The 25,774-nt window shown below is 65.7% G+C and carries 29 protein-coding genes, 1 tRNA gene, 1 pseudogene and 1 riboswitch; of the genes and pseudogenes, 14 read left to right on the forward strand and 17 right to left on the reverse strand.

Annotated features, from left to right (window positions below; translation table 11 throughout):
• Window positions 1-111: 111 nt before the first annotated feature.
• On the reverse strand, window positions 112-1,707 hold the full coding sequence (locus IFR23_RS16120) for a peptide MFS transporter (protein WP_192976766.1): 1,596 nt from the start codon (window positions 1,705-1,707) through the stop codon (window positions 112-114).
• Window positions 1,708-1,816: 109 nt separating this feature from the next.
• On the opposite strand from IFR23_RS16120, the gene IFR23_RS16125 reads away from it, so the two are divergent.
• Together IFR23_RS16125 and IFR23_RS16130 are read left to right on the forward strand one after the other, a co-directional pair.
• Window positions 1,817-2,392: a nitroreductase family protein gene (locus tag IFR23_RS16125; RefSeq protein WP_192976767.1), complete on the forward strand. Its 576-nt coding sequence runs from the start codon at window positions 1,817-1,819 to the stop codon at window positions 2,390-2,392.
• 37 nt (window positions 2,393-2,429) lie between these two features.
• On the forward strand, window positions 2,430-2,786 hold the full coding sequence (locus IFR23_RS16130; RefSeq protein WP_056053547.1) for a GntR family transcriptional regulator: 357 nt from the start codon (window positions 2,430-2,432) through the stop codon (window positions 2,784-2,786).
• A 214-nt stretch (window positions 2,787-3,000) separates the two neighbouring features.
• On the opposite strand, the gene IFR23_RS16135 is transcribed toward IFR23_RS16130, so the two are convergent.
• Together IFR23_RS16135 and IFR23_RS16140 are read right to left on the reverse strand one after the other, a co-directional pair.
• Window positions 3,001-3,819, reverse strand: a complete 819-nt coding sequence (locus tag IFR23_RS16135; protein WP_192976768.1) for an arylamine N-acetyltransferase family protein — start codon at window positions 3,817-3,819, stop codon at window positions 3,001-3,003.
• Between the two features lie 611 nt (window positions 3,820-4,430).
• A complete protein-coding gene (locus IFR23_RS16140) occupies window positions 4,431-6,143 on the reverse strand; it encodes an acyl-CoA dehydrogenase (RefSeq protein ID WP_192976769.1) in 1,713 nt (570 codons plus the stop codon).
• A gap of 46 nt (window positions 6,144-6,189) precedes the next feature.
• Here IFR23_RS16140 and IFR23_RS16145 point away from each other — a divergent pair.
• Window positions 6,190-7,208, forward strand: a pseudogene (locus tag IFR23_RS16145) (L-threonylcarbamoyladenylate synthase).
• 124 nt (window positions 7,209-7,332) lie between these two features.
• On the opposite strand, the gene msrA reads toward IFR23_RS16145, so the two are convergent.
• Window positions 7,333-7,875: a peptide-methionine (S)-S-oxide reductase MsrA gene (msrA, locus tag IFR23_RS16150; protein ID WP_192976770.1), complete on the reverse strand. Its 543-nt coding sequence runs from the start codon at window positions 7,873-7,875 to the stop codon at window positions 7,333-7,335.
• Window positions 7,876-7,934: 59 nt separating this feature from the next.
• Here msrA and galE point away from each other — a divergent pair, with 59 nt between their 5' ends.
• Window positions 7,935-8,948, forward strand: a complete 1,014-nt coding sequence (gene galE, locus IFR23_RS16155) for a UDP-glucose 4-epimerase GalE (RefSeq protein ID WP_244655732.1) — start codon at window positions 7,935-7,937, stop codon at window positions 8,946-8,948.
• On the opposite strand, the gene IFR23_RS16160 is transcribed toward galE, so the two are convergent.
• Window positions 8,945-9,445, reverse strand: coding sequence for a phosphatase PAP2 family protein (locus IFR23_RS16160; RefSeq protein WP_192976771.1), 501 nt, complete (start codon window positions 9,443-9,445; stop codon window positions 8,945-8,947). The two genes, galE and IFR23_RS16160, sit on opposite strands and share 4 nt — an antisense overlap.
• Between IFR23_RS16160 and IFR23_RS16165 the strand changes: the two genes are divergently transcribed.
• Window positions 9,417-9,557, forward strand: a complete 141-nt coding sequence (locus IFR23_RS16165) for a hypothetical protein (RefSeq protein WP_192976772.1) — start codon at window positions 9,417-9,419, stop codon at window positions 9,555-9,557. The two genes, IFR23_RS16160 and IFR23_RS16165, sit on opposite strands and share 29 nt — an antisense overlap.
• Before the next feature lie 115 nt (window positions 9,558-9,672).
• On the opposite strand, the gene IFR23_RS16170 is transcribed toward IFR23_RS16165, so the two are convergent.
• Window positions 9,673-9,748, reverse strand: a tRNA-Lys gene (locus tag IFR23_RS16170).
• 21 nt (window positions 9,749-9,769) lie between these two features.
• Window positions 9,770-10,279, reverse strand: a complete 510-nt coding sequence (gene folK / locus IFR23_RS16175) for a 2-amino-4-hydroxy-6-hydroxymethyldihydropteridine diphosphokinase (RefSeq protein ID WP_192976773.1) — start codon at window positions 10,277-10,279, stop codon at window positions 9,770-9,772.
• A gap of 22 nt (window positions 10,280-10,301) precedes the next feature.
• On the opposite strand from folK, the gene IFR23_RS16180 reads away from it, so the two are divergent.
• Window positions 10,302-11,036: a uracil-DNA glycosylase gene (locus tag IFR23_RS16180; RefSeq protein ID WP_192976774.1), complete on the forward strand. Its 735-nt coding sequence runs from the start codon at window positions 10,302-10,304 to the stop codon at window positions 11,034-11,036.
• Between the two features lie 195 nt (window positions 11,037-11,231).
• Here the strand turns inward: IFR23_RS16180 and IFR23_RS16185 are convergent, their stop codons facing one another.
• Window positions 11,232-12,269 (reverse strand): MBL fold metallo-hydrolase, encoded by a 1,038-nt coding sequence (locus tag IFR23_RS16185; RefSeq protein ID WP_192976775.1) that lies wholly within the window; start codon window positions 12,267-12,269, stop codon window positions 11,232-11,234.
• A 68-nt stretch (window positions 12,270-12,337) separates the two neighbouring features.
• On the opposite strand from IFR23_RS16185, the gene IFR23_RS16190 reads away from it, so the two are divergent.
• Window positions 12,338-12,913, forward strand: a complete 576-nt coding sequence (locus IFR23_RS16190) for a DUF4337 domain-containing protein (protein ID WP_192976776.1) — start codon at window positions 12,338-12,340, stop codon at window positions 12,911-12,913.
• A gap of 38 nt (window positions 12,914-12,951) precedes the next feature.
• Here the strand turns inward: IFR23_RS16190 and aguB are convergent, their stop codons facing one another.
• Complete coding sequence (aguB, locus tag IFR23_RS16195) at window positions 12,952-13,812, reverse strand: N-carbamoylputrescine amidase (protein ID WP_192976777.1); 861 nt, start codon at window positions 13,810-13,812, stop codon at window positions 12,952-12,954.
• Window positions 13,813-14,008: 196 nt separating this feature from the next.
• On the opposite strand from aguB, the gene ung reads away from it, so the two are divergent.
• Both ung and IFR23_RS16205 read left to right on the forward strand, forming a co-directional pair.
• Window positions 14,009-14,704: a uracil-DNA glycosylase gene (gene ung, locus IFR23_RS16200; RefSeq protein ID WP_446740923.1), complete on the forward strand. Its 696-nt coding sequence runs from the start codon at window positions 14,009-14,011 to the stop codon at window positions 14,702-14,704.
• Window positions 14,701-15,000 carry an alkylphosphonate utilization protein gene (locus tag IFR23_RS16205; protein ID WP_192976779.1) on the forward strand — a complete coding sequence of 100 codons (300 nt, stop codon included), beginning with the start codon at window positions 14,701-14,703 and terminating at the stop codon, window positions 14,998-15,000. The genes ung and IFR23_RS16205 overlap by 4 nt, the downstream gene beginning before the upstream one ends.
• Before the next feature lie 36 nt (window positions 15,001-15,036).
• Here the strand turns inward: IFR23_RS16205 and IFR23_RS16210 are convergent, their stop codons facing one another.
• The gene (locus IFR23_RS16210; protein ID WP_192976780.1) at window positions 15,037-15,894 is read right to left on the reverse strand and encodes a hypothetical protein; all 858 of its coding nucleotides are present in this window, start codon (window positions 15,892-15,894) and stop codon (window positions 15,037-15,039) included.
• Between the two features lie 146 nt (window positions 15,895-16,040).
• On the opposite strand from IFR23_RS16210, the gene IFR23_RS16215 reads away from it, so the two are divergent.
• The 5 genes from IFR23_RS16215 to IFR23_RS16235 all read left to right on the forward strand — a co-directional run bounded on the left by IFR23_RS16215 (window position 16,041) and on the right by IFR23_RS16235 (window position 17,880).
• The gene (locus IFR23_RS16215; RefSeq protein WP_192976781.1) at window positions 16,041-16,289 is read left to right on the forward strand and encodes a type II toxin-antitoxin system Phd/YefM family antitoxin; all 249 of its coding nucleotides are present in this window, start codon (window positions 16,041-16,043) and stop codon (window positions 16,287-16,289) included.
• Complete coding sequence (locus IFR23_RS20325; protein WP_342344983.1) at window positions 16,286-16,552, forward strand: Txe/YoeB family addiction module toxin; 267 nt, start codon at window positions 16,286-16,288, stop codon at window positions 16,550-16,552. The genes IFR23_RS16215 and IFR23_RS20325 overlap by 4 nt, the downstream gene beginning before the upstream one ends.
• A 40-nt stretch (window positions 16,553-16,592) precedes the next feature.
• Window positions 16,593-16,961: a ribbon-helix-helix domain-containing protein gene (locus IFR23_RS16225; RefSeq protein WP_192976783.1), complete on the forward strand. Its 369-nt coding sequence runs from the start codon at window positions 16,593-16,595 to the stop codon at window positions 16,959-16,961.
• Window positions 16,958-17,245 (forward strand): type II toxin-antitoxin system RelE/ParE family toxin, encoded by a 288-nt coding sequence (locus IFR23_RS16230; RefSeq protein ID WP_192976784.1) that lies wholly within the window; start codon window positions 16,958-16,960, stop codon window positions 17,243-17,245. The genes IFR23_RS16225 and IFR23_RS16230 overlap by 4 nt, the downstream gene beginning before the upstream one ends.
• Before the next feature lie 353 nt (window positions 17,246-17,598).
• The gene (locus IFR23_RS16235; protein WP_192976785.1) at window positions 17,599-17,880 is read left to right on the forward strand and encodes a DUF3892 domain-containing protein; all 282 of its coding nucleotides are present in this window, start codon (window positions 17,599-17,601) and stop codon (window positions 17,878-17,880) included.
• 45 nt (window positions 17,881-17,925) lie between these two features.
• Here IFR23_RS16235 and thiC read toward each other — a convergent pair whose 3' ends face one another.
• The 7 genes from thiC to IFR23_RS16270 all read right to left on the reverse strand — a co-directional run bounded on the left by thiC (window position 17,926) and on the right by IFR23_RS16270 (window position 25,759).
• Window positions 17,926-19,842 carry a phosphomethylpyrimidine synthase ThiC gene (gene thiC / locus IFR23_RS16240; RefSeq protein ID WP_192976786.1) on the reverse strand — a complete coding sequence of 639 codons (1,917 nt, stop codon included), beginning with the start codon at window positions 19,840-19,842 and terminating at the stop codon, window positions 17,926-17,928.
• 39 nt (window positions 19,843-19,881) lie between these two features.
• A riboswitch (TPP riboswitch) is annotated at window positions 19,882-19,992 on the reverse strand.
• Between the two features lie 409 nt (window positions 19,993-20,401).
• Window positions 20,402-21,280 (reverse strand): outer membrane protein, encoded by an 879-nt coding sequence (locus IFR23_RS16245; RefSeq protein WP_244655733.1) that lies wholly within the window; start codon window positions 21,278-21,280, stop codon window positions 20,402-20,404.
• 78 nt (window positions 21,281-21,358) lie between these two features.
• Window positions 21,359-22,372 (reverse strand): ferritin-like domain-containing protein, encoded by a 1,014-nt coding sequence (locus IFR23_RS16250; RefSeq protein ID WP_192976787.1) that lies wholly within the window; start codon window positions 22,370-22,372, stop codon window positions 21,359-21,361.
• 61 nt (window positions 22,373-22,433) lie between these two features.
• Complete coding sequence (locus IFR23_RS16255; RefSeq protein ID WP_192976788.1) at window positions 22,434-23,453, reverse strand: ferritin-like domain-containing protein; 1,020 nt, start codon at window positions 23,451-23,453, stop codon at window positions 22,434-22,436.
• 205 nt (window positions 23,454-23,658) lie between these two features.
• Window positions 23,659-24,522, reverse strand: a complete 864-nt coding sequence (locus tag IFR23_RS16260; RefSeq protein WP_192976789.1) for a MipA/OmpV family protein — start codon at window positions 24,520-24,522, stop codon at window positions 23,659-23,661.
• A 69-nt stretch (window positions 24,523-24,591) separates the two neighbouring features.
• On the reverse strand, window positions 24,592-24,981 hold the full coding sequence (locus tag IFR23_RS16265) for a DUF2141 domain-containing protein (RefSeq protein ID WP_107964218.1): 390 nt from the start codon (window positions 24,979-24,981) through the stop codon (window positions 24,592-24,594).
• The gene (locus tag IFR23_RS16270) at window positions 24,947-25,759 is read right to left on the reverse strand and encodes a sterol desaturase family protein (RefSeq protein WP_192976790.1); all 813 of its coding nucleotides are present in this window, start codon (window positions 25,757-25,759) and stop codon (window positions 24,947-24,949) included. Before IFR23_RS16270 ends, IFR23_RS16265 begins: the two co-directional genes overlap by 35 nt.
• Between the last annotated feature and the right edge of the window lie 15 nt (window positions 25,760-25,774).

The following is a 25,774-nucleotide window of genomic DNA, read 5'->3' on the forward strand; positions in this document are numbered from 1 at the left end:
TTCCCGCCTGCGGGAGGGGTCGGGGGAGGGGCGTGCCTCATACACCGGACGCCAGTACGTACGTCGCGCCCTCCCCTAACCCCTCCCGCAAGCGGGAGGGGGATTTCTGCGTCAGCCTCGTGGTATCTGTTCGCCGCGCGTGTCGAGCCCAGCCGCGTCCGGCTCGGCCAGCGTGTTCTGCCCCGCCATCGCGTGATCCACCGCACCCATCTGGTCGAGATGCATCAGCTTGGTCACGAACGGCGCGAGCACCAGCACGACCACGCCGACGCCGATCGCGAACCAGCCGATCCGACCGTACACTTCGAGCACCCGCCCGACGCCAGCCCCCTCGCCGCCGGTCGCCTGCGCGATCAGCCCGGCGAGGAAATTGCCGCCCGCGGTCGCGAGGAACCACGTGCCCATCATCAGCCCGGTCATGCTCGGCACCGACAGCCGCGTCATCGACGACAGGCCGATCGGCGAGAAGCAGAGCTCGGCCATCGAGTGCAGCATGTAGAGCAGCACGACGAAAATCGCCGGGGTCAGGCCCTGTGCCGGCGCGCCGAGCGTCAGCGCGAAGAAGCCTGCGCCAACCAGGATCAGGCCGATGCCGAACTTGAACAGTGCGCTCGGCTCGCGCCCGGCCTTGCCGAGCCTGGTCCAGAGTGCCGCGAACACCGGCGCCAGCGTGATGATGAAGAACGGATTGACCGACTGGAACACCGACGCGGGGATAGCCCAGCCGAACACGACGCGGTCGACCGACTGGTCGGTGTAGACGTTGAGCGACGACCCGGTCTGCTCGAACAGCGCCCAGAACAGCGGCGCCAGCGCGATCAGGAACAGCGCGGCGAAGATCCGGTCGCGGTCGACGCGCGGCAGCTTCGCGACCGCGGTCCACAGGATGTAGCCGACGGTGACGAGCGACGCGACGATCAGCGCGGTACCGACCACGCCCTGGCTGCGCACCAGCCACCACGAGACGGCGACGCCGACGATCCCGCCGAGATAGATCAGCCATTCGATCGACAGCCCGGCGACCGGCTTCGACGCGAGCACGGCGGCGTCGGGCGCTTCGCCGACACCGTGCAGCTCGCGCTGGAACAGGATGAACATGATCAGCCCGAGCGCCATGCCGATGCCTGCGGCGCCGAAACCGTACGACCAGCCGACCGTCTCGCCGAGGATGCCGACCGCGATCGGGCCGACGAACGCGCCGGTGTTGATCCCCATGTAGAAGATCGAGAACGCCCCATCGCGCCGCATGTCCTCGCGTGCGTAGAGCTTGCCGACGAGCACCGAGATGTTCGCCTTCAGGAAGCCGGTGCCGACGATGATGAAGGCGAGACCGAGATAGAAGCCGTTGAGTGCCGCGCCGTGCACGCCCTGCGGCGCCTCGACGATCGCCAGCAGCAGATGGCCGAGCGTGATGAAGATGCCGCCCGCGAGCACCGCTTTGCGCGGCCCCAGGAAGCGGTCGGACAGATAGCCGCCGATGATCGGCGTGATATACACCATCGAGGTATACGCGCCGTAGATCGCGTAGGACGGCTCATCGCCGAACAGGAAATGCTTGGTGAGATACAGCACCAGGATCGCGCGCATGCCGTAGAACGAGAACCGCTCCCACATCTCGACGAAGAACAGCATGAACAGTCCGCGCGGGTGCCCGAAAAACGTCTTCGCATCGGCAGGAACGCCGCCGGTTCGGATTGCGCTGGCCATGTGGTGGTGATGCTCCGTGTGTGCGCCGCTGACGGGCGCTCGATCGCGCGCAACTTAACGACAAAGCCCGGACTGTAAATATCACACATCAGGGCCTATCTGCGAGGCTATGCTCAACGATCGCTCCACGCCGCTCTCGCTGCTCGCCACCCGCCGCTCGGGCAAGCCGCGCGATCTGATCGCGCCCGGCCCCGATTCCTACCAGCTGGCGACGATCCTCGAGATCGCGGCGCGGACGCCCGATCACGGCAAGCTTGCGCCGTGGCGGTTCGTGGTGGTCGGCGACGAGCACCGCGCCGCTCTGTCGACGTTGATCACGGATGCGTATCTGGCGGAGCGGCCTTCGGCGTCGCGGACCGAACTCGAGTCGCTCGACCAGTTCGCGCACCAGGCGCCGACCCTGGTGGTCGTGCTGTCGTCGCCGAAGGAGAGCAAGATTCCGGTGTGGGAGCAGGAGCTTTCGGCGGGGGCTGCGTGCATGAACCTGCTTCACGCAGTGCATGCGGAGGGGTTTGCGGGCGGCTGGCTGACCGGGTGGCCGGCCTATTCGAACGTGGTGCGCGATGCATTTGGCTCGGCGGCGGAGCGGATCGCCGGGTTCATGTTCATCGGCACGCCGTCGCGCGCGCTCGACGAACGGCCTCGCCCCGATATGGCACGGCTCGTAAGCCATTGGGGCTCGTAAGGCTCGACTTTGGAGCTAATTGCTGTATTAGAACAGCATGACAGCGCTCAGCAGCGACGACAGCCCCGTATATATCCGCCTCCGCAGCACGATCGCCGCGGGGATTTTGCGAGGTGACTATCGTGCGGGCGACCAGTTGCCGTCGGTGCGCGCGTTTGCCGCCGAGCAGGGTGCGAACCCGCTGACGGTCGCCAAGGCGTATCAGAGCTTCCAGGACGATGGCTATGTCGAGGTCCGGCGTGGCGTCGGGATGTTCGTGATGCCGGGTGCGGCGGAGGCACTCCGGGTGGCTGAGCGCGAGAATTTCGTGACGACGCAGTGGCCGCGGATCTTGGGGCATATCGATCTGCTGGGGTTGGATGCGCATGATCTGCTGGAGCGTGAGCGGGCTTAAGCGGCCGTTCGTCCTGCTTTCCCAACTCCTCCTACGTCCTGCCCCCCTCCCGTTCGTCCTGAGTAGTCATCGAGTAGTGGCGAAGCCGCGTATCGAGAGGACGTATCGAAGGACAGGTTGGCGCGCGGAACCCATGCTTCGATACGCGCCCTCGATACGCTGCTTACGCAGCTACTCGGACGCTACTCAGCACGAACGGAAGTGGGGTTGAACTTCAGAACAAGCCGAGCGCGGCGACATCCTCGACGCTCAGGTCTATCCCGAACAACAGGCTCATGCGGATACGGTACACGCGCGGGTCGGTGATCTCGCCGACCGTCGTATCGGTGCCAGAACGCCGGCGGTAGTTGCGGCCGATCAGCGACGCGAAGCCGTTCGGCAGGACGATACTGGCGATCGGGGTGTGGGTGAAGCGGCTGGCGGGGGCCGTCGAGGTCCAGTGGTTCGACAGCGCGAGGTCCGCGTCGAACACTTGCGCGAGCGTGAAGCTGTATTGCGGCTGGAATCCCTCGCCCGATCCGCGGCCGTCCGTTGTCATCGGGTCGCCGTTACGGAGGAGCATCCAGCCTTGCTCGGTCGCTTCCAGCCGGAAGCGCGCGCCGTCAGGGGCGGTCGCTTCGGCGCCATCGGCGAGTGGGAGGACGGGCGTGTAGCTGCCGCCGAAACCGGTGTCGGCGATCCAGTCCTGGCCGTCGATCGTCACCAGCGCGAAGGTGTGCGTCTGCGGTGGCGGCAGGTCGGTCGCGGCGTACCAGACGCGCGCGAGCAGCGGGCGGGCGGTGAAGCCGAGCTCGGCCAGCGCGTCGAGGAACAGGCGGTTGTGCTCGAAGCAATAACCGCCGCGGCGTGCGGTGACGAGCTTGGCGAACACCGATGTGCTGTCGATCGCGATGCCGCGGCCGAGGACGACGTCGAGATCCTCGAACGGGATGGAGAGCCGGTGCGCGTGTTGCAGGCGACCGAGGCCGATCGAGTCGAGCGTGGGCCGCGCGGGCATCGCGACACGGAGGAGATAGGCGTCGAGGTCGAACATCGGTCGGGCTTTCAGAGATTTTGTGTTTCCCCATACCGTCCGTTGGGCGGGGGCGTCGAGTGGTGGGCCGCTAGAGTGGGCGCCCCCTCCCCCGTTCGTGCTGAGCGCAGTCGAAGCACCTGCGCGTTGGGCATGCCCTTCGACTACGCTCAGGGCGAACGGGAAAAGGGGCACCATCCCTGCTTGCTCCGTCACCCCGGGCTTGTTCCGGGGACCACCGTTCCGCATTCTCAATGCGCTCTGATCTGCGGAACGGTGGATGCCGGAACGAGCCCGGCATGACGGCGTGGTTTGGGGCTATCGCGACCGGAGGCGGCCCTCACGCCCCCCAGGCGGGGGAGGATCGAGGATAGCGTTACAGATACCGCCCGCCCGCCCGCCCCACTCCGTGATAACAGATATCGCTTTCCCACACGTTACCACCCCGGCGGAGGCCGGGGCCCAATTGGAACGTCGGATGTAACTGGGCACCGCGCAGATCACGACCGTCCCCCAATTGGGCCCCGGCCTCCGCCGGGGTGGATGCCGTCGCCGGGGTGTGCGCGCGTGTGCGGACGGCAGGACCGTCCGTCAGCCTTTGCTCGGACGACGGACGCTCTTCACGGCCTCGCTTATGCCGCGAAGAGTTCCGGCTCGATCGAGTACAAGACGGCTGCGCTCGCATTGGCGGCCGCGTTGAGGCCCATCGCCTCCGGGACGATCTGATCGAGGTAGAAGCGCACGGCTGCCGTCTTCATCCGGCCGAAATCGTCGCTGCCGGCCACCCCGCCCTGCCGCTCCATCAGCCAGCCGCAGGTCGCGACCGACAGCATGGTGAGGAACGGGTAGCTTGCCGCCAGCTTGTCGTCGGCGTCCGCGGTGGCGAGTTTGCGCCCGATCGCTTCGCAGGCGTCGACCAACGCCAAAAGTCGCTCGTTCTTCGCTTCCGCACGGATGTCGGCGATCAGCGTGGCGAACGCGCCGCCATTGTCGAGGCCGAGTTTCCGCCCGACCAGATCCGCCGCCTGGATGCCGTTGGTGCCCTCGTAGATCGGCGTGATGCGGGCATCGCGGAAATACTGCGCGGCGCCGGTCTCCTCGACATAGCCCATGCCGCCGTGGACCTGGATGCCGAGCGACGCGACCTCGTTGCCGAGATCGGTGCCGTGCGCCTTGGCGAGCGGTGTGACGAGTTCGAGGCGGTTGCGCGCGGCGTGGTCGCCGAGATTGGCACGATCGACCTGCCCTGCCGCGTAATAGACGAGCGCGCGCGCCGCCTGCGTCTGCGCCTTCATCCGCATCAGCATGCGGCGGACGTCGGGATGCTCGACGATCTTGACCGACTCCTTGTTCGGCGAGCCGGCGCGCGCCGACTGGACGCGGTCGAGCGCGTAGGCGACGGCGCCCTGCGTCGCGCCCTCGGCGACCTGGACGCCCTGGAGGCCGACGTTCAACCGCGCGTTGTTCATCATCGTGAACATCGCGCGGATGCCGCCGAGCTCCGCGCCGATCAGTTCGCCGATGCAGTCGTCGTTGTCGCCGAAGCTCAGCACGCAGGTGGGCGAGGCGTGGAGGCCCATCTTGTGCTCGATCGAAACGACGCGGACGTCGTTGAAGTCGCCCGGCGTGCCATCTTCCTGAAGGCGGAATTTGGGGACGAGGAACAGCGAGATGCCCTTCGTACCAGCGGGGGCGCCGGGGGTCCGAGCGAGGACGAGGTGGACGATGTTCGGCGCCATGTCGTGATCGCCGAACGAGATGTAGATCTTGGTGCCCTTGATGCTCCATTTGCCGTCGCCCAGCGGCGTGGCGGTCGCGCGCAATGCGCCGACGTCGGAGCCGGCCTGCGGCTCGGTCAGGTTCATCGTACCGGTCCATTCTCCGGTCGCGAGATGCGGCAAATACAGCGCCTGCTGCTCGGGGCTGCCGTGATGCTGGAGCGCCTCGATCGCGCCGACGGTCAGCGTCGGGCAGAGCGCGAAGCCCATGTTGGCCGAGCCCAATGTGTCGAGCACCGCGGTCTGGATCGCGAACGGCAGGCCCTGCCCGCCCCATTCTTCCTCGACGCCGATTCCGCCCCAGCCGCCCTCGACATAATCCCTGTACGCCTGCGCGAAGCCGTCGGGCATGACCACGCCGTCGGGGGTCCACTTTGCGCCGACGGTGTCGCCGGTGCGGTTGAGCGGGGCCCATTCGCCCGAGGCCAATTGCCCCACGCCTTCGAGGACCGCGTCGACGACGTCGTCGCTGGCGGCGGCATAGCGTTCGGTCGCGGCGATCTCGCCGATCCGCACGACATGATCGAGCACGAAACGCTGTTCGGTGGTTGCTGGAGTGAAGGCCATCGCATCCTCTTATCGCTACGGTTTGGACCCGCTATACGCCTGTGGAATGACCCGTCCACACCCTCGGATTTTACCCTACGGCACGGCCGCGATCGCCGAAGCCGCCGCACTGATTCGCGCAGGGTGCATCGTCGCCGTGCCGACCGAGACGGTGTACGGGCTCGCGGCGGACGCGACCAATGCGGAGGCGGTGGCGCGAATTTATGTCGCCAAGGGCCGCCCGAGTTTCAATCCGCTGATCGTGCATGTGGCGGACCTGGCGGCGGCGGAGCGGATCGCGGTGTTCGATGCGGAGGCTCGGGCGCTGGCCGAGGCGTTTTGGCCGGGGCCTTTGACTCTGGTGTTGCCGGTAAGGGGGGATTCGGGGATCGCTTCGCTGGTGACGGCGGGGTTGGATACGATCGCGATCCGGGTGCCGCGACATCGGGCTATGCAGGGGTTGATCGCCGCATCGGGGAAGCCGTTGGCAGCGCCTTCGGCCAATGCGAGCGGGGGGATCAGTCCGACTAGCGCCGCGCATGTCGCGGGGAGTCTGGGGGGGAACGTGCCGTTGATCCTCGACGATGGGGCTACCGAGGCGGGGTTGGAGTCGACGATCGTGGCGGGGCGGACGGTGCTGCGGCCGGGGCCGGTGACTGCGGAGGCTATCCGGCAGTACTTCGAGCCCCCCCCCGGCGGAGGCCGGGGCCCAATTGGAACGTCGGATGTAACCGGGCACGACCTGCGTCATGACCGTCTCCCAATTGGGCCCCGGCCTTCGCCGGGGGGGATTGGGAGTGGGGTGACGGCGCCGGGGCAGCTAGAGAGCCATTATGCGCCGAGCAAGCCGCTCCGGTGAATGCGACCGAGGCAGGTTCAGACGAGTGGCTAATCGGGTTTGGTGATATGGCTGGCGACGTGTCGCTTTCAGCATCTGGCAACTTGCTCGAAGCAGCCGCGAAACTGTTCGACCTGCTCCATGCAGCGGACGCAAACGATCGCTCAAAGATCGCGATCGCGTCGATCCCATTCGACGGCATCGGCGAAGCGATCAACGACCGCCTTCGCCGTGCTGCACACCGCTAAATAAGAGTAATTCACGCGAAGGCGCAAAGGCGCGAAGAGATTTTCAATCTTTCCATAGGCCGGAACGGCATATCGGATTTCATCATCTTTGCGCCATCGCGCCTTCGCGTGAACCCATTCTGTCTTAAGCGTTCACTGCCGCCTTCGACCGCGCCGCAAAGCTCTTGCGCAGCTTCTGCAGCTTCGGCGGGATCACCGCCATGCAATACGGGTTCGAGCGGCCCGACGTTTCCCAGTAATCCTGGTGATAGCCCTCGGCCTCGTACCACGTGTCCATCGGCTCGATCGTCGTGACGATAGGCTTCGGCGAGTCCGCCTGAGCCCGCTCCAACGCCGCCTCCATCTCGGCCTTCTGCGCATCGTCCGCCGGGAACATCGCCGAGCGGTACTGGGTCCCGACGTCGTTGCCCTGCCGGTTCAGCGTCGTCGCATCGTGCGTCGCAAAAAAGATATCGAGCAGATCACCGAGCTTAAGCTGCTCCGGATCGAACCCGATGCGGATTGCCTCGGCATGGCCGGTGTCGCCGCCGCACACCTGTTTGTACGTCGGATCAGGGACATGCCCGCCGATATACCCGCTCTCGACCGACTCGACGCCGATCACGTCCTTGAACACAGCCTCGGTGCACCAGAAGCAGCCGCCGGCCAGCGTCACATAATCCGTCATAACGATCTCCTTTCTCCCAATGTAGGAAGTCGCTACCCCGCAACAAAGAGGAGACACATATGATCGATGGTCTGAAACTCGACGGCAAGGTGATGGTCACCGGAGGCGCCGGGTATATCGGCAGCCATGCCGTTCTGGCGCTGCTCGATGCCGGATATGAGGTCGTCGTGCTCGACAATCTCGTCACCGGGTTCGACTGGGCGGTCGATCCGCGTGCCGCGTTGGTCGAGGCGAACGTCGCCGACGATGCAAAGGTCCGCGCGGCGATCCGCGAGCATGACGTCAAGGCGATCATGCATTTCGCGGGCTCGGTCGTCGTCCCCGAATCGGTCAGCGATCCGCTCAAATATTACCGTAACAACACCGCCGCGAGCCGCGCGTTGATCGAGAGCGCGGTCGTCGAAGGCGTGCCCCACTTCATCTTCTCGTCGACCGCAGCGACCTATGGCACGCCCGAGAAGGTGCCTGTGGCCGAGGGCGATCCGACCGTGCCGATCAACCCCTACGGCATGTCGAAGCTGATGACCGAGGCGATGCTGCGCGACGTCGCGGCGGCACACCCGATGAACTACGCGGCACTCCGGTACTTCAACGTCGCCGGCGCCGATCCGCAGGGGCGCAGCGGCCAGTCGACGGTCGGCGCGACGCACCTGATCAAGATCGCGGTCGAGGCCGCGACCGGCAAGCGCGGTCATGTCGGCGTCTACGGGACCGACTTCGCCACGCCAGACGGCACCGGTGTGCGCGATTACATCCACGTCACCGACCTCGCCGCCGCGCATGTCGCCGCGCTGGAAGTCCTGGTCGCGGACCCTGCCAAGAGCCACACGCTCAACGCGGGCTATGGCAAGGGCTTCTCGGTGCTCGAAGTGCTCGACGCGGTCGACAAGGTTACCAACCGAACGATCGAGCGTCGCCTGGAAGGACGTCGCGCAGGCGATCCGGCAATGCTGATCTCCGACAATCGCGCGATCCTCGAGACGCTCGACTGGACGCCGCGCCACGCCGATCTCGACGGCATCGTCCGCGACGCGCTGGCATGGGAGCGCGCGCTGGCCGAGAAGGGTCGCTAGGACGCGGACGGATCGGGGGGCGGATCGGCGGGCGGGGTGCCGAACGCGTGGCGTTCCCCGCCGATCGCGCGACGGGCGCGGGCGGTGGCCAGCCACCAAGCGAGCGCCCAGAGCGTGCCGAAGCTCCATCCGGCCAGCACGTCGCTCGGCCAGTGGACGCCGAGATACACGCGGCTGCAGCCGATCGCGCCGACCAGCAGGATCGCGACGATCAGCAGATAGCGCCGCGTCGCGCGGTGTTCGGTCACCTGCGACGCGAGCCCGGCGAGCGTGAGATACACGATCGCGCTGTTCGCCGAATGCCCGCTCGGGAAGCTCATGTTCGAGACGGTGACGAGGTGCTCGACGATGTCGGGGCGCGGGCGGTTGACCTGCGCCTTGACGAAATCGACGATCAGCCCGCCGGTAATGCTCGCGGCCAGCGTCGCCAGTGCGGTCAGCCATAGCCGCTGAACGATCAGCAGACCCGTGACGACGACCACCACGATCGTCAGCACGATGCCGCCGCCGAGCGCGGTGACGTCGATCGCGACGTTCGGCAGCCAGGACGGCCCGTGCCAGGCGCGCAGGCCGAGGATAATCGCGCGATCGAAGGCGAACGGCCAATGATCGACCGCGAGACCGACCAGCAGGATGAAGATGATGCCGACGGCCGCGACCGATGCGCCCGCGAGAATCGCCGGGACGTGCCGCCGCCTGCTCGGCGCAACGCCCGAGGCATCGATGGTGGGTCCGCCGGGGCTCGAACCCGGGACCTCTCGATTAAAAGTCGCTTGCTCTACCAACTGAGCTACGGACCCCCGCCATCGTGGACCGCGCACCTAATCGCGTGGCCGCTTTCGGTCAACCGATTGCGCCAATTGCCGTATCGTTCTGCCGCTCAGCGGATCACGCCATTGCGGGATCAGGCTGGCGAGCGGGCCGAGGACGAAGCTGCGCGTGCGGAACGCGGCGTGGGGAACGATGAGCCCGCGTGACGACCACGCGCCCCCCGACCAGAGAATGATGTCGAGGTCGAGCACGCGGCTGCCCCAGCGGCGGCCAGGGCGGCGGCCGAACGCGCGCTCGATCCGTTTGAGGCGGACGAGCAGCGCGGCGGGGTCCTCCCGCGTCTCGATCAGCGCGGCGGCGTTGGCGTAGCGGCGGTTCGAGGGGCCTAATGGTGCGCTGGCAACGGTCGGCGACCGTGCGACGACAGTGCCGAGCGTGTCGAGCGCGGCGGCGATCTCGCGCTCGGGGCTCCCGTGACGGCCACGTCGGTTGGAGCCGAGCGCGATCGCATAGGTGGTTGCGGCCTGTGCGATCGGCGGGAGCGGGGTTGCAGGCGACATTTGGTCCGCCTAGCGCAATCCCATGGATTCCACACCTTACACCACCGAGCTTCCCGAAACCGTCGAAGAGACCGGCGAAGTCGACGTCACGACGGTCTTCGCGCCCGTCTCCGCGCTGCCCGAGACCGAGCCGCCGCATGACTGCCCGCTCTGCCCTCGCCTCGTCGGCGTGCGCGAGCAGTTGCGGACCGAGTTCCCAACCTGGTGGAACGCGCCCGTCCCTGCGTTCGGCGATCCGGCGGCGTGGCTCGGCATCATTGGCCTGGCACCGGGGAAGCATGGCGCGAACAGGACCGGCCGCGCGTTCACTGGGGATTATGCGGGGCAGTTCCTGTACGAGACGCTTGGGCGGTTCGGGCTTGCGACCGGAACGTATGGTGCGAAGGCCGAGGACGGGCTGGCGCTGGACGGCGCGATCATCCTCAACGCGGTGAAGTGCCTGCCGCCCGAGAACAAGCCGACGCCGGAGGAAATCCGCACCTGCCGGCCGTTCCTCGAGACGCAGGCGGATGCGGTGCCAAGCGCGCGCGTTTTCGTGGCGCTGGGGCATATCGCGCATCAGTCGGCGGTGAAGATGCTGGGTGGGCGGTTGCCCAAGGCGCGGTTCGCACACGGCGCGGAGCATGTGATGCCCGATGGTCGCATCCTGATCGATAGCTTCCATTGCTCGCGGTACAACGTGAATACGGGCGTGCTGACCGCGGAGATGTTCGACGCGGTGTTCAAGCGGGCGCTGGAGTTGCGCGGGACTGTCTGAGTACGCGTTACCCCGACACGTTCAGTGCCTTTCGCACTAGAAAAGACGCACCTCCCCGGCGGAGGCCGGGGTCCAGTTGGTGAGGCCGTAGTAATGGAGCGCAGCGGCTAATTAGCGGCGCTTCCCACCTGGGCCCCGGCCTCCGCCGGGGAGGTGCGCAACGGTGGGCTCCTGGGGAACTCGGGGGATTGGGCGTTACTCGATCACCCAGGGCTCGCCGGCTTCGGGTGTGCGGAAGCGGTTCGCGGGGATGTGTTCGCGGATCAGCGCCGCGCGGAGATGCTCGGGTGGTTCGTTGATACCCTCCGACGTCAGCTCGAACGTGCCCCAGTGGACGCCGATCGCGTACGCCGCGCCGAGCTGATCGAACGCGGTCACCGCCTGGTCCGGGCCGATGTGGTTGTCGGTCTCGTGTCCTGCGAAATGATACGCGCCGATCGGCAGGATCGCGAGGCGGACCGGGCCGGCGGCGCGCGCTTCGGGTGCCCAGCGCATATCGCCCGGCCCGGTGTCGCCCGCGAAATACAGGTTCCCACCGGGTAGCGTCACGGTGAAGCCAGCCCAGAGCGTCTTGTCGCGGTCGCCGGGGTCGTATTCGCTCCAGTGATGCGCGCGGTCGACGATCACGTCGATGCCGGGACGTAGCGTCACGCGCCCGCCCCAGTCGCGCGCGACCGCGTGGACGCCGCTGCGCGCGAATATCTGGTCGTTGCCGAGGCCGGTCACGATCAGTGGTTTATCGCGGTGCCAGAGCCGTCGCATCGCACGCATGTCGAGGTGGTCGCGGTGGTCGTGGCTGAGCAGGATCAGGTCGATCTTCGGCAGGTCCGCGAGACGCACGCCGGGTTCGCGGACGCGCTTCACGCCGACGAACTGGACAGGGGACGATCGTTCGAGCCACATCGGATCGGTCAGGATGTTGAGCCCCTGGGTCTGCACCAGCACGGTCGAATGGCCGATCCAGGTGACGCGCATCGTCTGGCCCTCGACCCGCGCCGGGGGCCGCGTCGGGGTTACGGGGACTTCTGGCCAGCTTCGGTAGGGGGGCTTTACGAGATTGCGGAGCAGCGCGACCGGGCCCTGCTTCTGCTCCCCGGTGCTGCCCTGCACGCCGTCGGGGTTGAAGAAGCGCGTTCCGTTGAAGTGATCGCTCGGCGGCATAGTCTTCACGGACGGCGTCGCGCAGCCGGCGAGGAGCGCGAGAGCGAGCAGTATCGAGCGAGGACGGATCATGGCGCGCTGACGACTATGTCACGCGATCATCAGCGTCCAGTCACGCGCGCAGGGCCAGAGCGACGAGCATGGACGATGATTTCGAAGTGCGCGGGCTGCATGAGCAACTGTCGGAAGAGCGCGCGACCAAGGGTGAGGCGTTCGACCAGCGGATCGCGCTGTTCACTGCGGTGCTGGCAACGCTGGCGGCGGTGACCAGCTTCCTCGGCGGGCATACGCAGAACGAGGCGTTGCTTCACAAGAACGAGGCGGTGCTGATCAAGGCGCAGGCGTCGGATGCGTGGGGCTATTACCAGGCGGAGGACCTGAAGCGGCATATCGCGCAGATGGAGGTCGATCTTGCGCCGCCTGGGTTCGGCGCCACGCAGATGGCGACGCACCGGGCGGATATCGCGCGGTACAAGGCGCGGGGGACGGCGTTGAAGCGGGAGGCGGAGACGCTCGATCGGCGCTCGGTGGCGGCGGATGGAGAGTCGGACGAAGCGCTGCGGCCGCATACGAAGCTGGCGCTGGCGGTGACCGCGATCCAGGTGGCGATCGCGCTGGCGTCGATTACAGCGCTGACCGGGCGGCGGTGGTTGCTGTGGGTTGCGGGGGCGGCTGCGCTGGTGGGGGCGTTGCTGGCTGGGCTGGCGTGGTTCTGATCCCTTGATCCTGCCCCTTGCGGGGGAGGATTAAGTCGTCAGATGTCTTGGACCAGGCGGCCATACAGGTCCGGGCGGCGGTCGCGGAAGAAGCCGAACGCGGCGCGGTGGCGCTTGACGATGTCGAGGTCGATCGTCGCGGTGATCACGCCCTCGTCGTCGCGGCCTAGCTCCGCCAGGATGTCGCCGCGCTCGTCGGCGATGAAGCTGGTGCCGTAGAAGGTCTGGCCGTGCTCGACGCCGACGCGGTTGGCGGCCACGATCGGGACGACGTTGCTGACCGCGTGGCCGACCATGGCGCGGCGCCACAGTCGCGCGGTGTCGAGCGACGTGTCGTGCGGCTCGCTGCCGATCGCGGTCGGGTAGAACAGGATTTCCGCGCCCATCAGCATCATCGCGCGCGCCGTCTCCGGGTACCACTGGTCCCAGCAGACGCCGACGCCGAGCGTCGTCCGCCCGGCCTCCGACGCATGCGGCCAGACCTTGAAGCCGGTGTTGCCGGGGCGGAAGTAGAACTTCTCCTCGTAGCCGGGGCCGTCGGGGATGTGGCTCTTGCGGTAGACGCCCTGCACGTTGCCGTCGGGGCCGATCATCGCGAGGCTGTTGTAATGGTGCGGGCCGTCCGCCTCGAAGAAGCTGGTCGGGATGGTGACCTTGAGCGCCTCGGCGAGCGCCTGCATCGCGAGCACCGCCTTGTGCTCGCCGACCGGGGCGGCATTGGCGAAGAGGCCCTCGTCCTCGACGCGGCAGAAATACTCGCCTTCGAACAGTTCGGGGGGGAGGATGACCTGCGCACCTTTCGCGGCGGCCTCGTGGACGAGGCGCGACACGTTGGCGATGTTGCGGTCGATGTTGGGCGTGAAGCCCAGCTGCAGCGCGGCGACGGTGATCTCGGTCATGGCGGCGCATATAAGGGGGCACGGCGCGGAGTGCGAGCGTTTGGTCATCAGGCCCAGCCACAAAGCTGTTCCCCCGCGGAGGCGGGGGTCCAGGGTCTCGGGCGGCATCGTTTGTGATCCTGGGCCCCCGCCTTCGCGGGGGAACGAGTGGGACGATTGACACTCCCCTGCCCTGTCCGACATGCGACCGGAGATGATGACACCCAACCTCCCCGCAAGCTGGCAGTCGCTCCAAGTCGAGTTCGAGGCGCCGTACATGCGCGAGCTCGATGCGTTTCTGGAGGCCGAGCGGGCGGCGGGGGCGCGGATCTTCCCGGAGGATGCGGACCGGTTTCGGGCGTTGGAGCTGACGCCGCTCGATCAGGTCAGGTGCGTGATCCTGGGGCAGGATCCGTACCACGGCGAGGGGCAGGCGCATGGGCTGAGCTTCTCGGTGCGGAAGGGGGTGCGGACGCCGCCTAGCCTGGTGAATATCTACAAGGAGCTGGAGGCGGATCTGGGGATCCCGCGGGCACGCCACGGCATGCTGGATCATTGGGCCGCACAAGGCGTGCTGTTGCTCAACGCGGTGCTGAGCGTGCGGATGGGGGAGGCGGCGTCGCACCAGAAGCGCGGGTGGGAGCGGTTTACCGATGCGGTCATCGCGGCGGTCAACGCGCAGGACAAACCGGTCGTCTTCCTGCTGTGGGGGGCGTATGCGCAGAAGAAGGCGGCGTTCGTCGATGATGTGACCAAGGGTGGACGCCATCTGGTGATCCAGTCCGCGCACCCGTCGCCGCTGGCCGCGCGGACCGGGTTCTTCGGATCGCGGCCGTTCAGCCGGGCCAACGCCTTTCTCGAAACCAACGCGCGCCCTCCGATCGACTGGGCGCTGCCGGAGACCGACCGATGAGCGACGAATACACTTACGACGAAGCGACCGGCGAGTGGGTTGCGGGCGGTGCGGCGACCGCGATGGCGGCGGATGACGGCGTGGTCGTGGTGCGGGATTCGGTCGGCAATGTGCTCGCGGACGGCGACCAGGTGACGTTGATCAAGGACCTGACCGTGAAGGGCGCGGGGCAGACGCTCAAGCGCGGCACGCTGATCAAGTCGATCCGGCTGACCGGCGACGCGCAGGAGATCGACTGCCGGTACGAGGGGATCAAGGGGCTGGTGCTGCGCGCGGAGTTCGTTCGGAAGCGGTAGGTTGGGAGATGGCCGGCGCCAAAGGTCACGATAAAGTTACGCTCGGAAACGGCGCCGGCCGCGACCTTCATGGTCATCCTCACCTTCGTCTTCGGCGCGGATTCTTTCCGGATATTTCGGCGGGATCGTCGCCTTGGCCGCCGCAAGCTGCGCCTCGAAAGTCGGGCCGAGCGGTGAGGGATCGGGTGGCGCGGGACGGGGCTTGGCCACGGGTTCGGCGCGGATATCGGCGACTTCGAGCGCGGTCGCCAGCGCCTCGGGGGCCATCAGGCGGTGCGGTTCGGCGGGCATCGGCGGCGCGAGCGCGGCGAGCGTGGTCTCGACCGGCGGTACCGGGATGGGCGCCGGCGCCGGCGACTGGCCGGGGGTGCGATAGCGATCGGGTTGGTGCGCGCGCAGGAGGAACATCAGCAGGCGATCGTTGTAGCGGATGCGCTGGCCGACGCGGTTGCCGTCGCGGTCGAACACCGGCTCGGGCGATCCGTTGATCGCGCGGTCGAAGGCGAGATCGACCAGCCGCAGCGACGCGGTCTGCACCGCCGCATCCCACGCCGCCGCGAACGCTGCGCCATCGGCCGCGCGGCGCAGGCGGTAGCACGAGGTCGCCGACATGTTCACCTCGCGCGCGGCCTGCGTGACCGAGCCGGTATCCGCGAGCACGCCGATGAACGCCTGCTGCGTCGCGACCGTCCAGCCATCATGCCGTACCTTCCGGCGGACCGGCACCCAGTCGTACTCGGCGAGGTCGAAGTCCTCGACCGTCGGGAGATGCTCGGCCTCGATGATGGTCATCGCGGTGGTCCGTGCGGTTGGCTTGGGGGCGGCCGGTTCGAGAGCGGGGGCGATGTCGGGCATGACATCGCGGCGAGCGCGCGTGCGCGTGGGTCTGGTCATGCCGGGAGCGGATCAGGCGGGCGGCGTGTAGGACAGCGTTTGCGTGGGCTGTTGGACTTTTTGTGGGCGGAGGTGTGGCTCGAGGGCATCCTTCACGACAGCCGCGCATGATTGACATTGGACATAATACTGTCCATCTTCCACGCATGCAGACCGTGACCTATTCCGAAGCGCGCGAGAACCTGAAGTCCGTACTCGACAAGGTCGTAGCGGACCGGGCCCCCGTGATGATCACGCGCCAGCGTGGCGAGAATGTCGTGTTGATTTCGGCGAGCGAATGGGCCGGGATGGAAGAGACGCTCTATCTGTTGCGCTCGCCCGAGAACGCCGAACGGTTGCTGGAAGCGGTCCGCGGGTTCGAGGCCGACGATGCAGAAGCAGTTCCTTTTCCGTGAACGTAGCCTTCTGGCCGACGGCTTGGGAGGACTATCGTCACTGGCAGGATCACGACGCGAAACTGGTCGACAAGTTACACGCGCTGATCGAGGAATGCCGAGGCAATTCCTTCAAAGGTACGGGCAAGCCCGAACCGCTCGGCGGCAATCTGTCGGGCTGGTGGTCGCGCAGGATCAGCCACGAGCACCGACTCGTGTACCGCGTGACGGGAAGCGGCGATGCGCAGACGTTGCAGGTCGCGCAGTGCCGGTATCATTATTGATCCGCTTGTCGCGATCGCAGCGACGGCATAGGATCGAGATATGGCGCAGATCGATGTATCTCTTCCCGACGACCTGACGGCTTGGGCCGACAGGCAGGTCGCTGAAGGTCGCTATGAGAGCGTCGGCGCTTATGTCGTCGATCTCGTTGCGCGCGACCTAGATCATCTCAAGAGACTGGCGGCGTTGCAGGCTGCGGTCGACGAAGGCCGTGCATCGGGGGTGAGCGAGCGCGATCCGTTCGATTACCTCGACGATCTGCGCAATGGCGACAGTGGTTCGCTCGATGTGCTGGTCCGGTCCTGGGCTCAGGGCATCGGCAGTGGCCCTCCCGTCGACGGCAATTTCAATGCCGCAGATATAGCACGCCGCGGTGGCCAGTCTGGTGAGGCGGTTCGCAAGCACGGATGAAGATCCGTCGCCTCCCGCAGGCGATACGCGATGTCGACGACATATGGCTGTATATCGCACGGCACGATCCCGATGCGGCAACGCGACTGGTCGAGCGACTCGTGTCGAGTGTGGCTCGGTTAGCGGACTATCCCGAAAGTGGTCCGGCGCGGCCGGAGATCGGGACTGGCGCACGAAGCATCACGGTCGGCAATTATCTCGTGCTGTATCGCGTGGAGCGCGACAGCGTGGATATCGTGCGGGTCGTGCATGGTACCCGGGCACTGAATGTGCTGGCGCAGTAATCTGTAGCTTGAGATTTGAGCTGCCACGCCGATCGTGCGCGCAACGCATCGAAGGAAGATTTAGGCAATAGCCGACATCTTGTGGGTACAATGCCAGTATTAATTTCGAAAAAGATTCCGATATTGACGAGAATTTCTCTTAACAACCATAAGCTCTTATTACTCCTAGTTTTTTTCTTTACACAGTCGGCATAGCGCAGATTATTTCTCTATCTCGTAGCAATAGTAAAAACGAACGGTACTAAATTTTCTCAGCCGGAATAATACTCGCCAGTCTCAATTGTCAGCGACCTAAGAAAACAAGATATTGCACTAGGTTTCAATCGATAAATCATCAGGCGAGGGATATTATTTTGGCCAATAACGCGCAAATTCAATGCATTAATAAAACTGATCGCAGCAGTGCACACGATCGAATCACGAATGTCGGGGGCGCTACTCCTTCGCGCTGGAAAATGACGCAAACTGAGGCAATTGCGGCAATTGAAGGGGGAAGTTGGCAATTTTACGTCAGCGTAGGTGGATCGAGCGTATGGGTCATCGTAGCGGTTTCGGCGAGTGGTAACAAATACCTCAAAACGCAGAATGACGGTGAGCAACCGAATAACTTACTAAGCTTACCTGAATGTCCCTGAGGCAAGATGGACCGATAATCGACTTTTGATTACCGGTCCATTTGCTTACTCCGCTGGCAGGTAGATCTCGCTTCCTTTTTCACGGAATTTTTCGCTCATGTCGGCCATGCCTCTTTCCGCATCGGCATGGCTGCCCTTTGCGAAAATCGCTCGGTCCGTGTCGGTCTGGTCGACGTCTGCGGCTAGGAACGTATCCGCCGGCGCGTTCTGCTTTGCCGCAAAATCCCGCACCTCTTGCGTTATCTTCATCGAGCAGAATTTTGGGCCGCACATGCTGCAGAAATGGGCGGTCTTGGCGCCTTCGGCTGGGAGCGTCTGGTCGTGGTATTGTTCGGCGGTGTCGGGGTCGAGGGAGAGGTTGAACTGGTCTCTCCAGCGGAATTCGAACCTTGCGCGGCTGAGCGCGTCGTCGCGCATCTGGGCGGCGGGGTGGCCCTTCGCCAGGTCGGCGGCGTGGGCGGCTAGTTTGTAGGTTACGACGCCGACTTTCACGTCGTCGCGGTCGGGGAGGCCTAGATGCTCCTTCGGCGTGACGTAGCAGAGCATCGCGGTGCCGTACCAGCCGATCATCGCGGCGCCGATGCCGCTGGTGATGTGGTCGTAGCCGGGGGCTATGTCGGTGGTGAGTGGCCCTAGCGTGTAGAAGGGTGCTTCGCCGCAGACTTCGAGTTGCTTGTCCATGTTCTCCTTGATCTTGTGCATCGGCACGTGGCCGGGGCCTTCGATCATGACCTGGACGTCGCTCTTCCACGCGCGGTGGGTGAGTTCGCCTAGCGTGTAGAGTTCGCTGAACTGCGCTTCGTCGTTGGCGTCGGCGATGCTGCCGGGGCGCAGGCCGTCGCCGAGGCTGTAGGCGATGTCGTACGCCTTCATGATCTCGGTGATCTCGTCGAAGCGCTCGTAGAGGAAGCTTTCCTTGTGGTGGCTGAGGCACCATTTCGCCATGATCGAGCCGCCGCGCGAGACGATGCCGGTGACGCGTTTCGCGGTCATCGGGATGTAGGCGAGGCGCACGCCGGCGTGGATCGTGAAGTAATCGACGCCCTGTTCGGCCTGCTCGATGAGCGTGTCGCGGAAGATCTCCCAGGTGAGATCCTCGGCGACGCCGCCGACCTTTTCGAGCGCCTGGTAGATGGGGACGGTGCCGATCGGGACGGGCGAGTTGCGCAGGATCCATTCGCGGGTGTCGTGGATGTTGCGGCCGGTGCTGAGGTCCATCACCGTGTCGGCGCCCCAGCGGATCGACCAGACGAGCTTGTCGACTTCGGCGGCGACGTTGCTGGCGACCGCGGAGTTGCCGATGTTGGCGTTGATCTTGACGAGGAAGTTGCGGCCGATCGCCATCGGTTCGGATTCGGGGTGGTTGATGTTGTTGGGGATGATCGCGCGGCCGCGGGCGATCTCGTCGCGGACGAATTCGGGGGTTACGAAGTCGGGGATGCTTGCGCCGAAGCTTTCGCCGTCTCGCTTGTAGTCTTTCAGCATGGCGCGGCCGAGGTTTTCTCGGGTGGCGACGTATTCCATTTCCGGGGTGATGATGCCGCGGCGGGCGTAGTGCATCTGGCTTACGTTGGCGCCGGCGCGCGCGCGGAGGGGGCGTTTGATGGTGGCGGGGAACTGGGGGACTCCGCCCGAACGGTCGGGGCCTAGCTGGCCGTTGTCTTCGGGGCGGAGTTCTCGGGCTTCGTAGGATTCCACGTCGCCTCTGGCTTCGATCCAGGCGCGGCGGAGTTGGGGGAGGCCGGCGTTGATGTCGATTTGCGCGCGGGGGTCCGTGTAGGGGCCGCTGGTGTCGTAGACGCGCAGGGGGGGCTCGCTGCAGCTTGGGTCCAGGACGATCTCGCGCATGGCGACGCGGACGTCTGGGCTGGTCGGGACCGCTACGTGGATTTTCCGGGAGCCTCGGATCGGGCCGGTGGTAACGCCGATGTCTGCGGTCTTGGATTGCGTATCGATGGCCATGCGCTTGCTCCTACGGGTCTCGGAGCAAGGATTGCGGTTCTGTGGCGACCGCTCCCTCCCTCCGCCGGTATCAACCGGATCAGGTTCAGCGGGTCGAAGGCTCCTGCCTTCCTCTCAAGCGCGGATAAAGCGCTCCCCCGGGGTGGGGTAAGCATAGGGGGCTTGGGGTGGGGTGCAATGGGGAATTTGGGGGCTTGGGGTGTGCGGGGAAAGTGCATGGGCTTCGGCTGGGCATCCTGCCGATCGAAGGTTCACCACCCCGGCGGAGGCCGGGGTCCAGTTGGGGGACGGCGGTAACGATCGGCGGTGCTTCGTTATATCCGCCCTTCCAACTGGGCCCCGGCCTTCGCCGGGGTGGTGGCAATGTGGATGTTGGTTTTTTGACGGCGAGCGCACGCTTGCTGAACCGAGAAAAGGCCGCTGCCCGGTTTGGGGCAGCGGCCTTTTCCTTACTCCGCGCGCCGTCAGTCGTAGCAAAGCTACGCCTTGTGGCGTGCTTTGCTGCGCTGGCCGGGCTTGGGCGAGTCCTGCACCAGGGTGGTGCAGGCCGCCCTTCGCCTTAGAACCGGAAGTTCACCGTGCCGCGGAGGCTGTGCCAGCGGAAGTTCTCGTCGCTGCGGCGGAAGGTGGTGCCCGCGGTGTTGGGGGCGAGGACGAACGGGTTGTTCGCCAGGAGGACCGGGCTGCCGGCGAGCGCGGTGCCGGCGGTGACCAGGACGCGGGCGTCGTCGTCCTTGTACTGGTGATAGGTGTATTCCATCCCGATCGAGATGTTCTTGGTCAGCTTCTGCTCGATGCCGCCGCCGCCGACATAGCCCCAGCGCTTGTCCGAGCCGGTGGCTGCGAACGCGTTGGCGGTGTTGGTGGTGAAGAACAGATTGTCGATCTTGGCATAGCCGGCGCCGCCGGTGGCGTAGAACAAGGTCTTGTTGGCGGCGAGACCGGCGCGGAGGCGGGCCGATCCTTCCCACTTCAGCTTGCGCGCCATCGTGTAGCTGGCGGGCGTGGTCGAGAAGGCGGCGACGCTGTCGGTGATCTCGGACTTGCCGAATTCGCCGACGATGCCGACCACGAACGGACCGCGCTGCACGTCGAAGCCTGCGCGGCCGTAATACGACCAGCCGTCGTCATCGTTGCGGCAGCCATAGGCGGGCACCGCAGTGCGAGCGGAACCGTTGCAGAAGCCCGGCGAGAATGCGTTGGCGCCGCGGATCGTGTTGACGCTGTCGTTGAAATTGCCGTCGCCGTTGCGGTCGAACAGGATCGACGAGCCGATGTCGTTGGGCTGGACGTCGTAGCCGCCGGCCGCACCGATATAGACGCCCGAGAACGGATTACGGTCTTCGTCGGTGGTCATGTCCTGCGCGGCGGCGGGAACGGCAAAAATGCCCGCAGCGGCGAGGCCGGCGAGCATGGTGAGCTTCGTGAAGTTGGTCATGGTCATTCCCCAAACAAGGGCCGCGGCGATCCCTGTATTCGCCGCGGCCAAGGTTTCATGTTCAATCGGCGATGGGCCTCATGCGCGCGCGGCGCTGGTCCGGATGTTGCCGTTGACGCCGGCCGGGAAGAACCCGCCCATCGCGACGGCTGCGCTGTTGAGATAGACGATGTTGAGCACCTGGCCGGTCGAGCGGCTGTAGGCGAGGCCGTTGGCATCGGTCGGCACGATGTTCGAGACCGTCGCATCGGTACCGGTGATGCCCTGATCGATGTCGCTTGCGCCATCGAGGCTGTCGCGGGCGTTGCTGATCTGGTTCGCACCGGTGATCAGCGCCGGGGTCGGGTTCCGGACGTCGAGACCCTTGCGGTAGAGGACCGTGCGGACGAGACCGGCATGGTAGGCCTCTGCCGCGAGGATGCCCGCTGCCGCCTCGAGATAGGTCGGGTTCGAGATCAGCGGTGCTGCGCCCTTGTAGGCCGAGACGCCGACGTCCTCGAAGATGAACGCACCGAGCAGGAAGCTGTTGTCGTCCGCATAGGGATTGAACACGCCGGTTGCCGGGATGACGCCGGCCGCACGCGCCGCCGCGGTGAAGGCGCCTGGGGCTGCTGCGGTACCGCCCGAGATGTTGATCGCGGGCTGCGCGACGGCGGCGTTGCCGAGCGCGCGACGCAGGAACGCGACGTGTGCGACTTCGTCGATCGCGATCTCGCGGGCATATTCACGCACCACGGCATCCTGGAACGGCACCTGCGCGCCGCCGGTGACCGCGCCCTGCGTACCGGTACCGGTCAGCAGGCTGGCATTGAGGCCGACGCCGAATGCCGCGAACGCGTAGAACTGCGCTTCGAGATATTCGAGGTTGAGCGCGAAGTTGAGCACGTCGGCGTCGTTCAGCGCCGGGGTCGGCGTCGGGCCGGGGGTCGGCGTCGGGGCCAGATCCTCGTCGTCGCTGCCGCATGCCGACAGCAGCGAGGCGCCACCGATGGCGAGCGCGGAACCGCCGGCGAAGCGGAGGAAGCTACGACGTTCGTTGCGACGGCTGGCGATCGCGTCGAATACTTCCAGCTTGGTATTGATATCGGTCATTGGGTGAATCCCCTGAATATCGATGAAGGCGTAAGGTCGGGCTGTGGGTAGGGCTGGCGGATCAGCCTGCCGCCACGCTCGTCCTGATGTTGCCGTTCATGCCCGACGGGTAGAAACCGCCTGCCGATGCGGCGCCGCCGTTGAGGTACACGATGTTGAGCACCTGGCTGGCCGAGCGGCTGTAGGCGACACCGTCCGCGTCGAGCGGGACGATGTTCGACACGGTGACGGCCGCCTGCGTAGCCGAGAGGTTGATCGGCGTTGCCTGGTACGACGAGATGCCCTGATCGATATCGTTCGCACCGAAGATCGTCGTGTTGGCACCACCGCCGTCGAGGCTGTCGCGCGCACGCGAAATGGCATCGGCGGACGTGCGCAGCGACGGGGTGTCGATACCCTTGCCGTACAGCGTCGTGCGGACGATCGCGGCGTGATACGCCTCGACCGCGAGCAGGCCGGCAGCGGCCTCGAGCGTCGCAGGCGTGCTGAGGAAGCGCGCTGCGCCCTTGTACGCGGTCACGCCGACGTCTTCGAAGATGAACGCGCCGAGCAGGAATGCCTCGTCGGTGGCATAGGGATCGAACGCGGTGCCGGCGGGGACAAGCCCTGCAGCCTGTGCGGCGACCGAGAAGGCGCTGGTCGGCGAGACGCTGACGTCGATCACCGGCTGCGAGACGGCGGAGGTGCCGAGCGCGGTGCGCAGGAAGCGAACGTGCGCGATCTCGTCCTGGGCGATCTCACGCGCATATTGTGCGACGATCGGATCGGTGAAGTTGACGCGACGGCCACCACGAACCGCGCCCTGCTGGCCGGTGCCGGTGAGCAGCGCGTTGTCGAGGCCGGTGCCGTAGGCGGCGTAGGAGTAGAACTGCGCCTCGAGATATTCGAGGTTGAGCGCGAAGTTCAGGATGTCGGCTTCGCTGACCGACTGCGCGGCGGCGGCGCTGGACATCGACAGCGCGGTCGCACCGGCGGCGGTGATGGCGGCTGCGCCCAGCGCGTTCTTGAAGAAATCACGTCGGTCGTTGCGCCGCTCCACGCGGGCATCGAGGGCTTCGATCAGGTGCACGCTCTCGGTCATATTCAGGGTCCTCCCCTTGTTGTTTCGGACGTCGAAATCGTCTGCGGCGATGGCGCAACATTCCAGTCTCCGACCGGTCCCGTTTACCGGAACTCATTCGTAACCCGCTCTGTTACGGACATAAAAAAAGCCGTCCGCGTCGAGTAACGACTGCAGACGGCTTTTGGATGCAGGGTTTCAAGACCTGCAGAAAAAATAATTCAGATCAGAAAGTGTAGGTCAATCCAAGGGCATAGAGCCACTGGTCCGCATCGCCGACATCGGCGACGATCGGGGTATTCTTGTACTTGCCGAGCATGCGACCGTAGAGCACGCCGGCACCGACGCCGAAGCCGTGGCGAAGATCGCCCGACAGGCTCTGCACGACGAACAGCGAGGCGTTCGCGCGACGGAAGCCGCTGTCGTTGACGTCGTAGGTGCGCAGGCCGCTGTTCAGCGAGCCGATCGGCGTCACGGCCGCATAGGTGCGACCGAAGCCCTTGCCGGCATAATCCGCCGACACGCCGAGCGAGACGAGCGTACGGACCGACAGCGGCGTGGTGTAGTTTACCTGCGGGGTGATGACGTAGCTGTCGTAGGTGCCCGACACGTCGTGGACGTACGCGACGCGCGCGGTGATCGTGTCGTAGTCGCTGGTGATGACGCCGGTCTTGCCGATGCCGACATAGCCGCCGAGCTCGTACGCGGTATCGATCTTGCCGAGTGCGCGGACCTGGCGGTTGTCGATGTCGCCGGTGCGATCGCGACGGACGCCACCGATGACACCGACTTCGTAGTTGATGCCGACTTCGCCCGTGTTCGGGATCAGGTTGAAGTAGAGCTGCGTGCCGCGGAGGAAGAAGTCATGCCCGCGCACCGAGCCGACGATGGCGCCGGCGGGAGTGAAGGAATTGCTGTCCGCACCCTCGTAATCGGGCATCGACACCGCACCGAGCGCAATGGTGATACGGTTGTTGTCGCGAGGGTCGGTGATCGTCGGCGACGGGTTGGGATCGGTCTGGGCAAAAGCCGGCGTGGCGATGGCAAGCGCCGCGGTTGCGGCAGACGTGAAGAGAGTGAATGCGCGCAAGGAAATGCTCCGGACAAAAAGGTTCCACGGCCAAACGCGGTAAAACCGTTTTCGGTCCGTCACGATCGGTCAGAAGATGTAACGCATTTTCACCTGTTGCAATTCGGCATCACCCGCCAGCATGAACCGGGCGGCGGAAAAGCGCGGCGGACCGAACCGCACCGCGGCATTGCGCGAGAAGCCATAGCCCTCGCGCGGGATGCCCGCGATCGTATCGAGCTTCGCGTTGCTGTTCTCGTCGTGGATGATCGCGAGCGCATAGCCGCGCTGCGGCAGGCCGGGGAAGCTGGTGGTGTGGACGCTGGCCGGGATCGAACGCGTCAGCGCGTTGGCATCGTCGACGCAGGCGGGGAAATTGTCGGGATCGGCGGTCAGGCAGATCCGGATCATGCCCTTAGCCGAGCGGAGATTGTCGACCTCTACGTCAAGCCGCGTGACCGGCGCCGTCGCTGCCAGCATCGCCCACGCGATCGCGGCCGCCGCCACCAGCCGCGGCTTTCGCGCGCGCCTTGGCATGCGATTTGGCGAAATCGCCAAGGCCTCGGTCGGTGCCGCAGAGCCGGTCCCAGACTCGGAAATATAGCCCATAATTGCATCCGTATTGTTCATGATGTCGCTGATGGTGGCTGGCCGTTATCAGCCATCCCCCCAATGCTCCCCGCCACATGAACCTGGGGAATATCTCCCATCCCATGTGATTGGTCACTCCCATAACCGTCATGATGGTCAGGACCAAACCGAGTGCGCCGACATGGATCGGAATCAGGAGCACCAGTAGCGGAATTATCACAGCGCCGGTGATCGCCTCGATCGGGTGGAACGCCATCGCCGCCCAAGCCGTCGGCGGGCGGCTGGCGTGATGGACCGCGTGCGCGAGCTTGAACGGCCGCGGCCAATGCATCCAGCGATGCGTCCAGTAAAACCAGGTATCGTGCGCGAAGAGATAGAGCACCACCGAGACCGGCAGGTACCAGAGCGGGTAGGCGTGGACGTCGGCATAGACCTTGGTCCAGCCGCGATTCTGCCAGCCCCAGGCGAGGATGCCCGCGGGCACGCCGTAGATCGCGGCCGAGGCGATGCTCCAGCCGATCTCTCGCCGCATCTGGCTGTCGAGCCCGCGGTACAGGCCGGGATGCCGCGCGCGCGTCGCGGCGGCGAACGCGCCCGAGACGATGAGATAGCGGACGCCGACGATCGCGGTCATCGCCAGCGCGGACATTAGGATCGCAAGCCACATGAGGCGCGTATAGGG

Source organism: Sphingomonas sp. CFBP 13603, from assembly GCF_014892665.1.
Taxonomy (GTDB): Bacteria; Pseudomonadota; Alphaproteobacteria; order Sphingomonadales; family Sphingomonadaceae; genus Sphingomonas.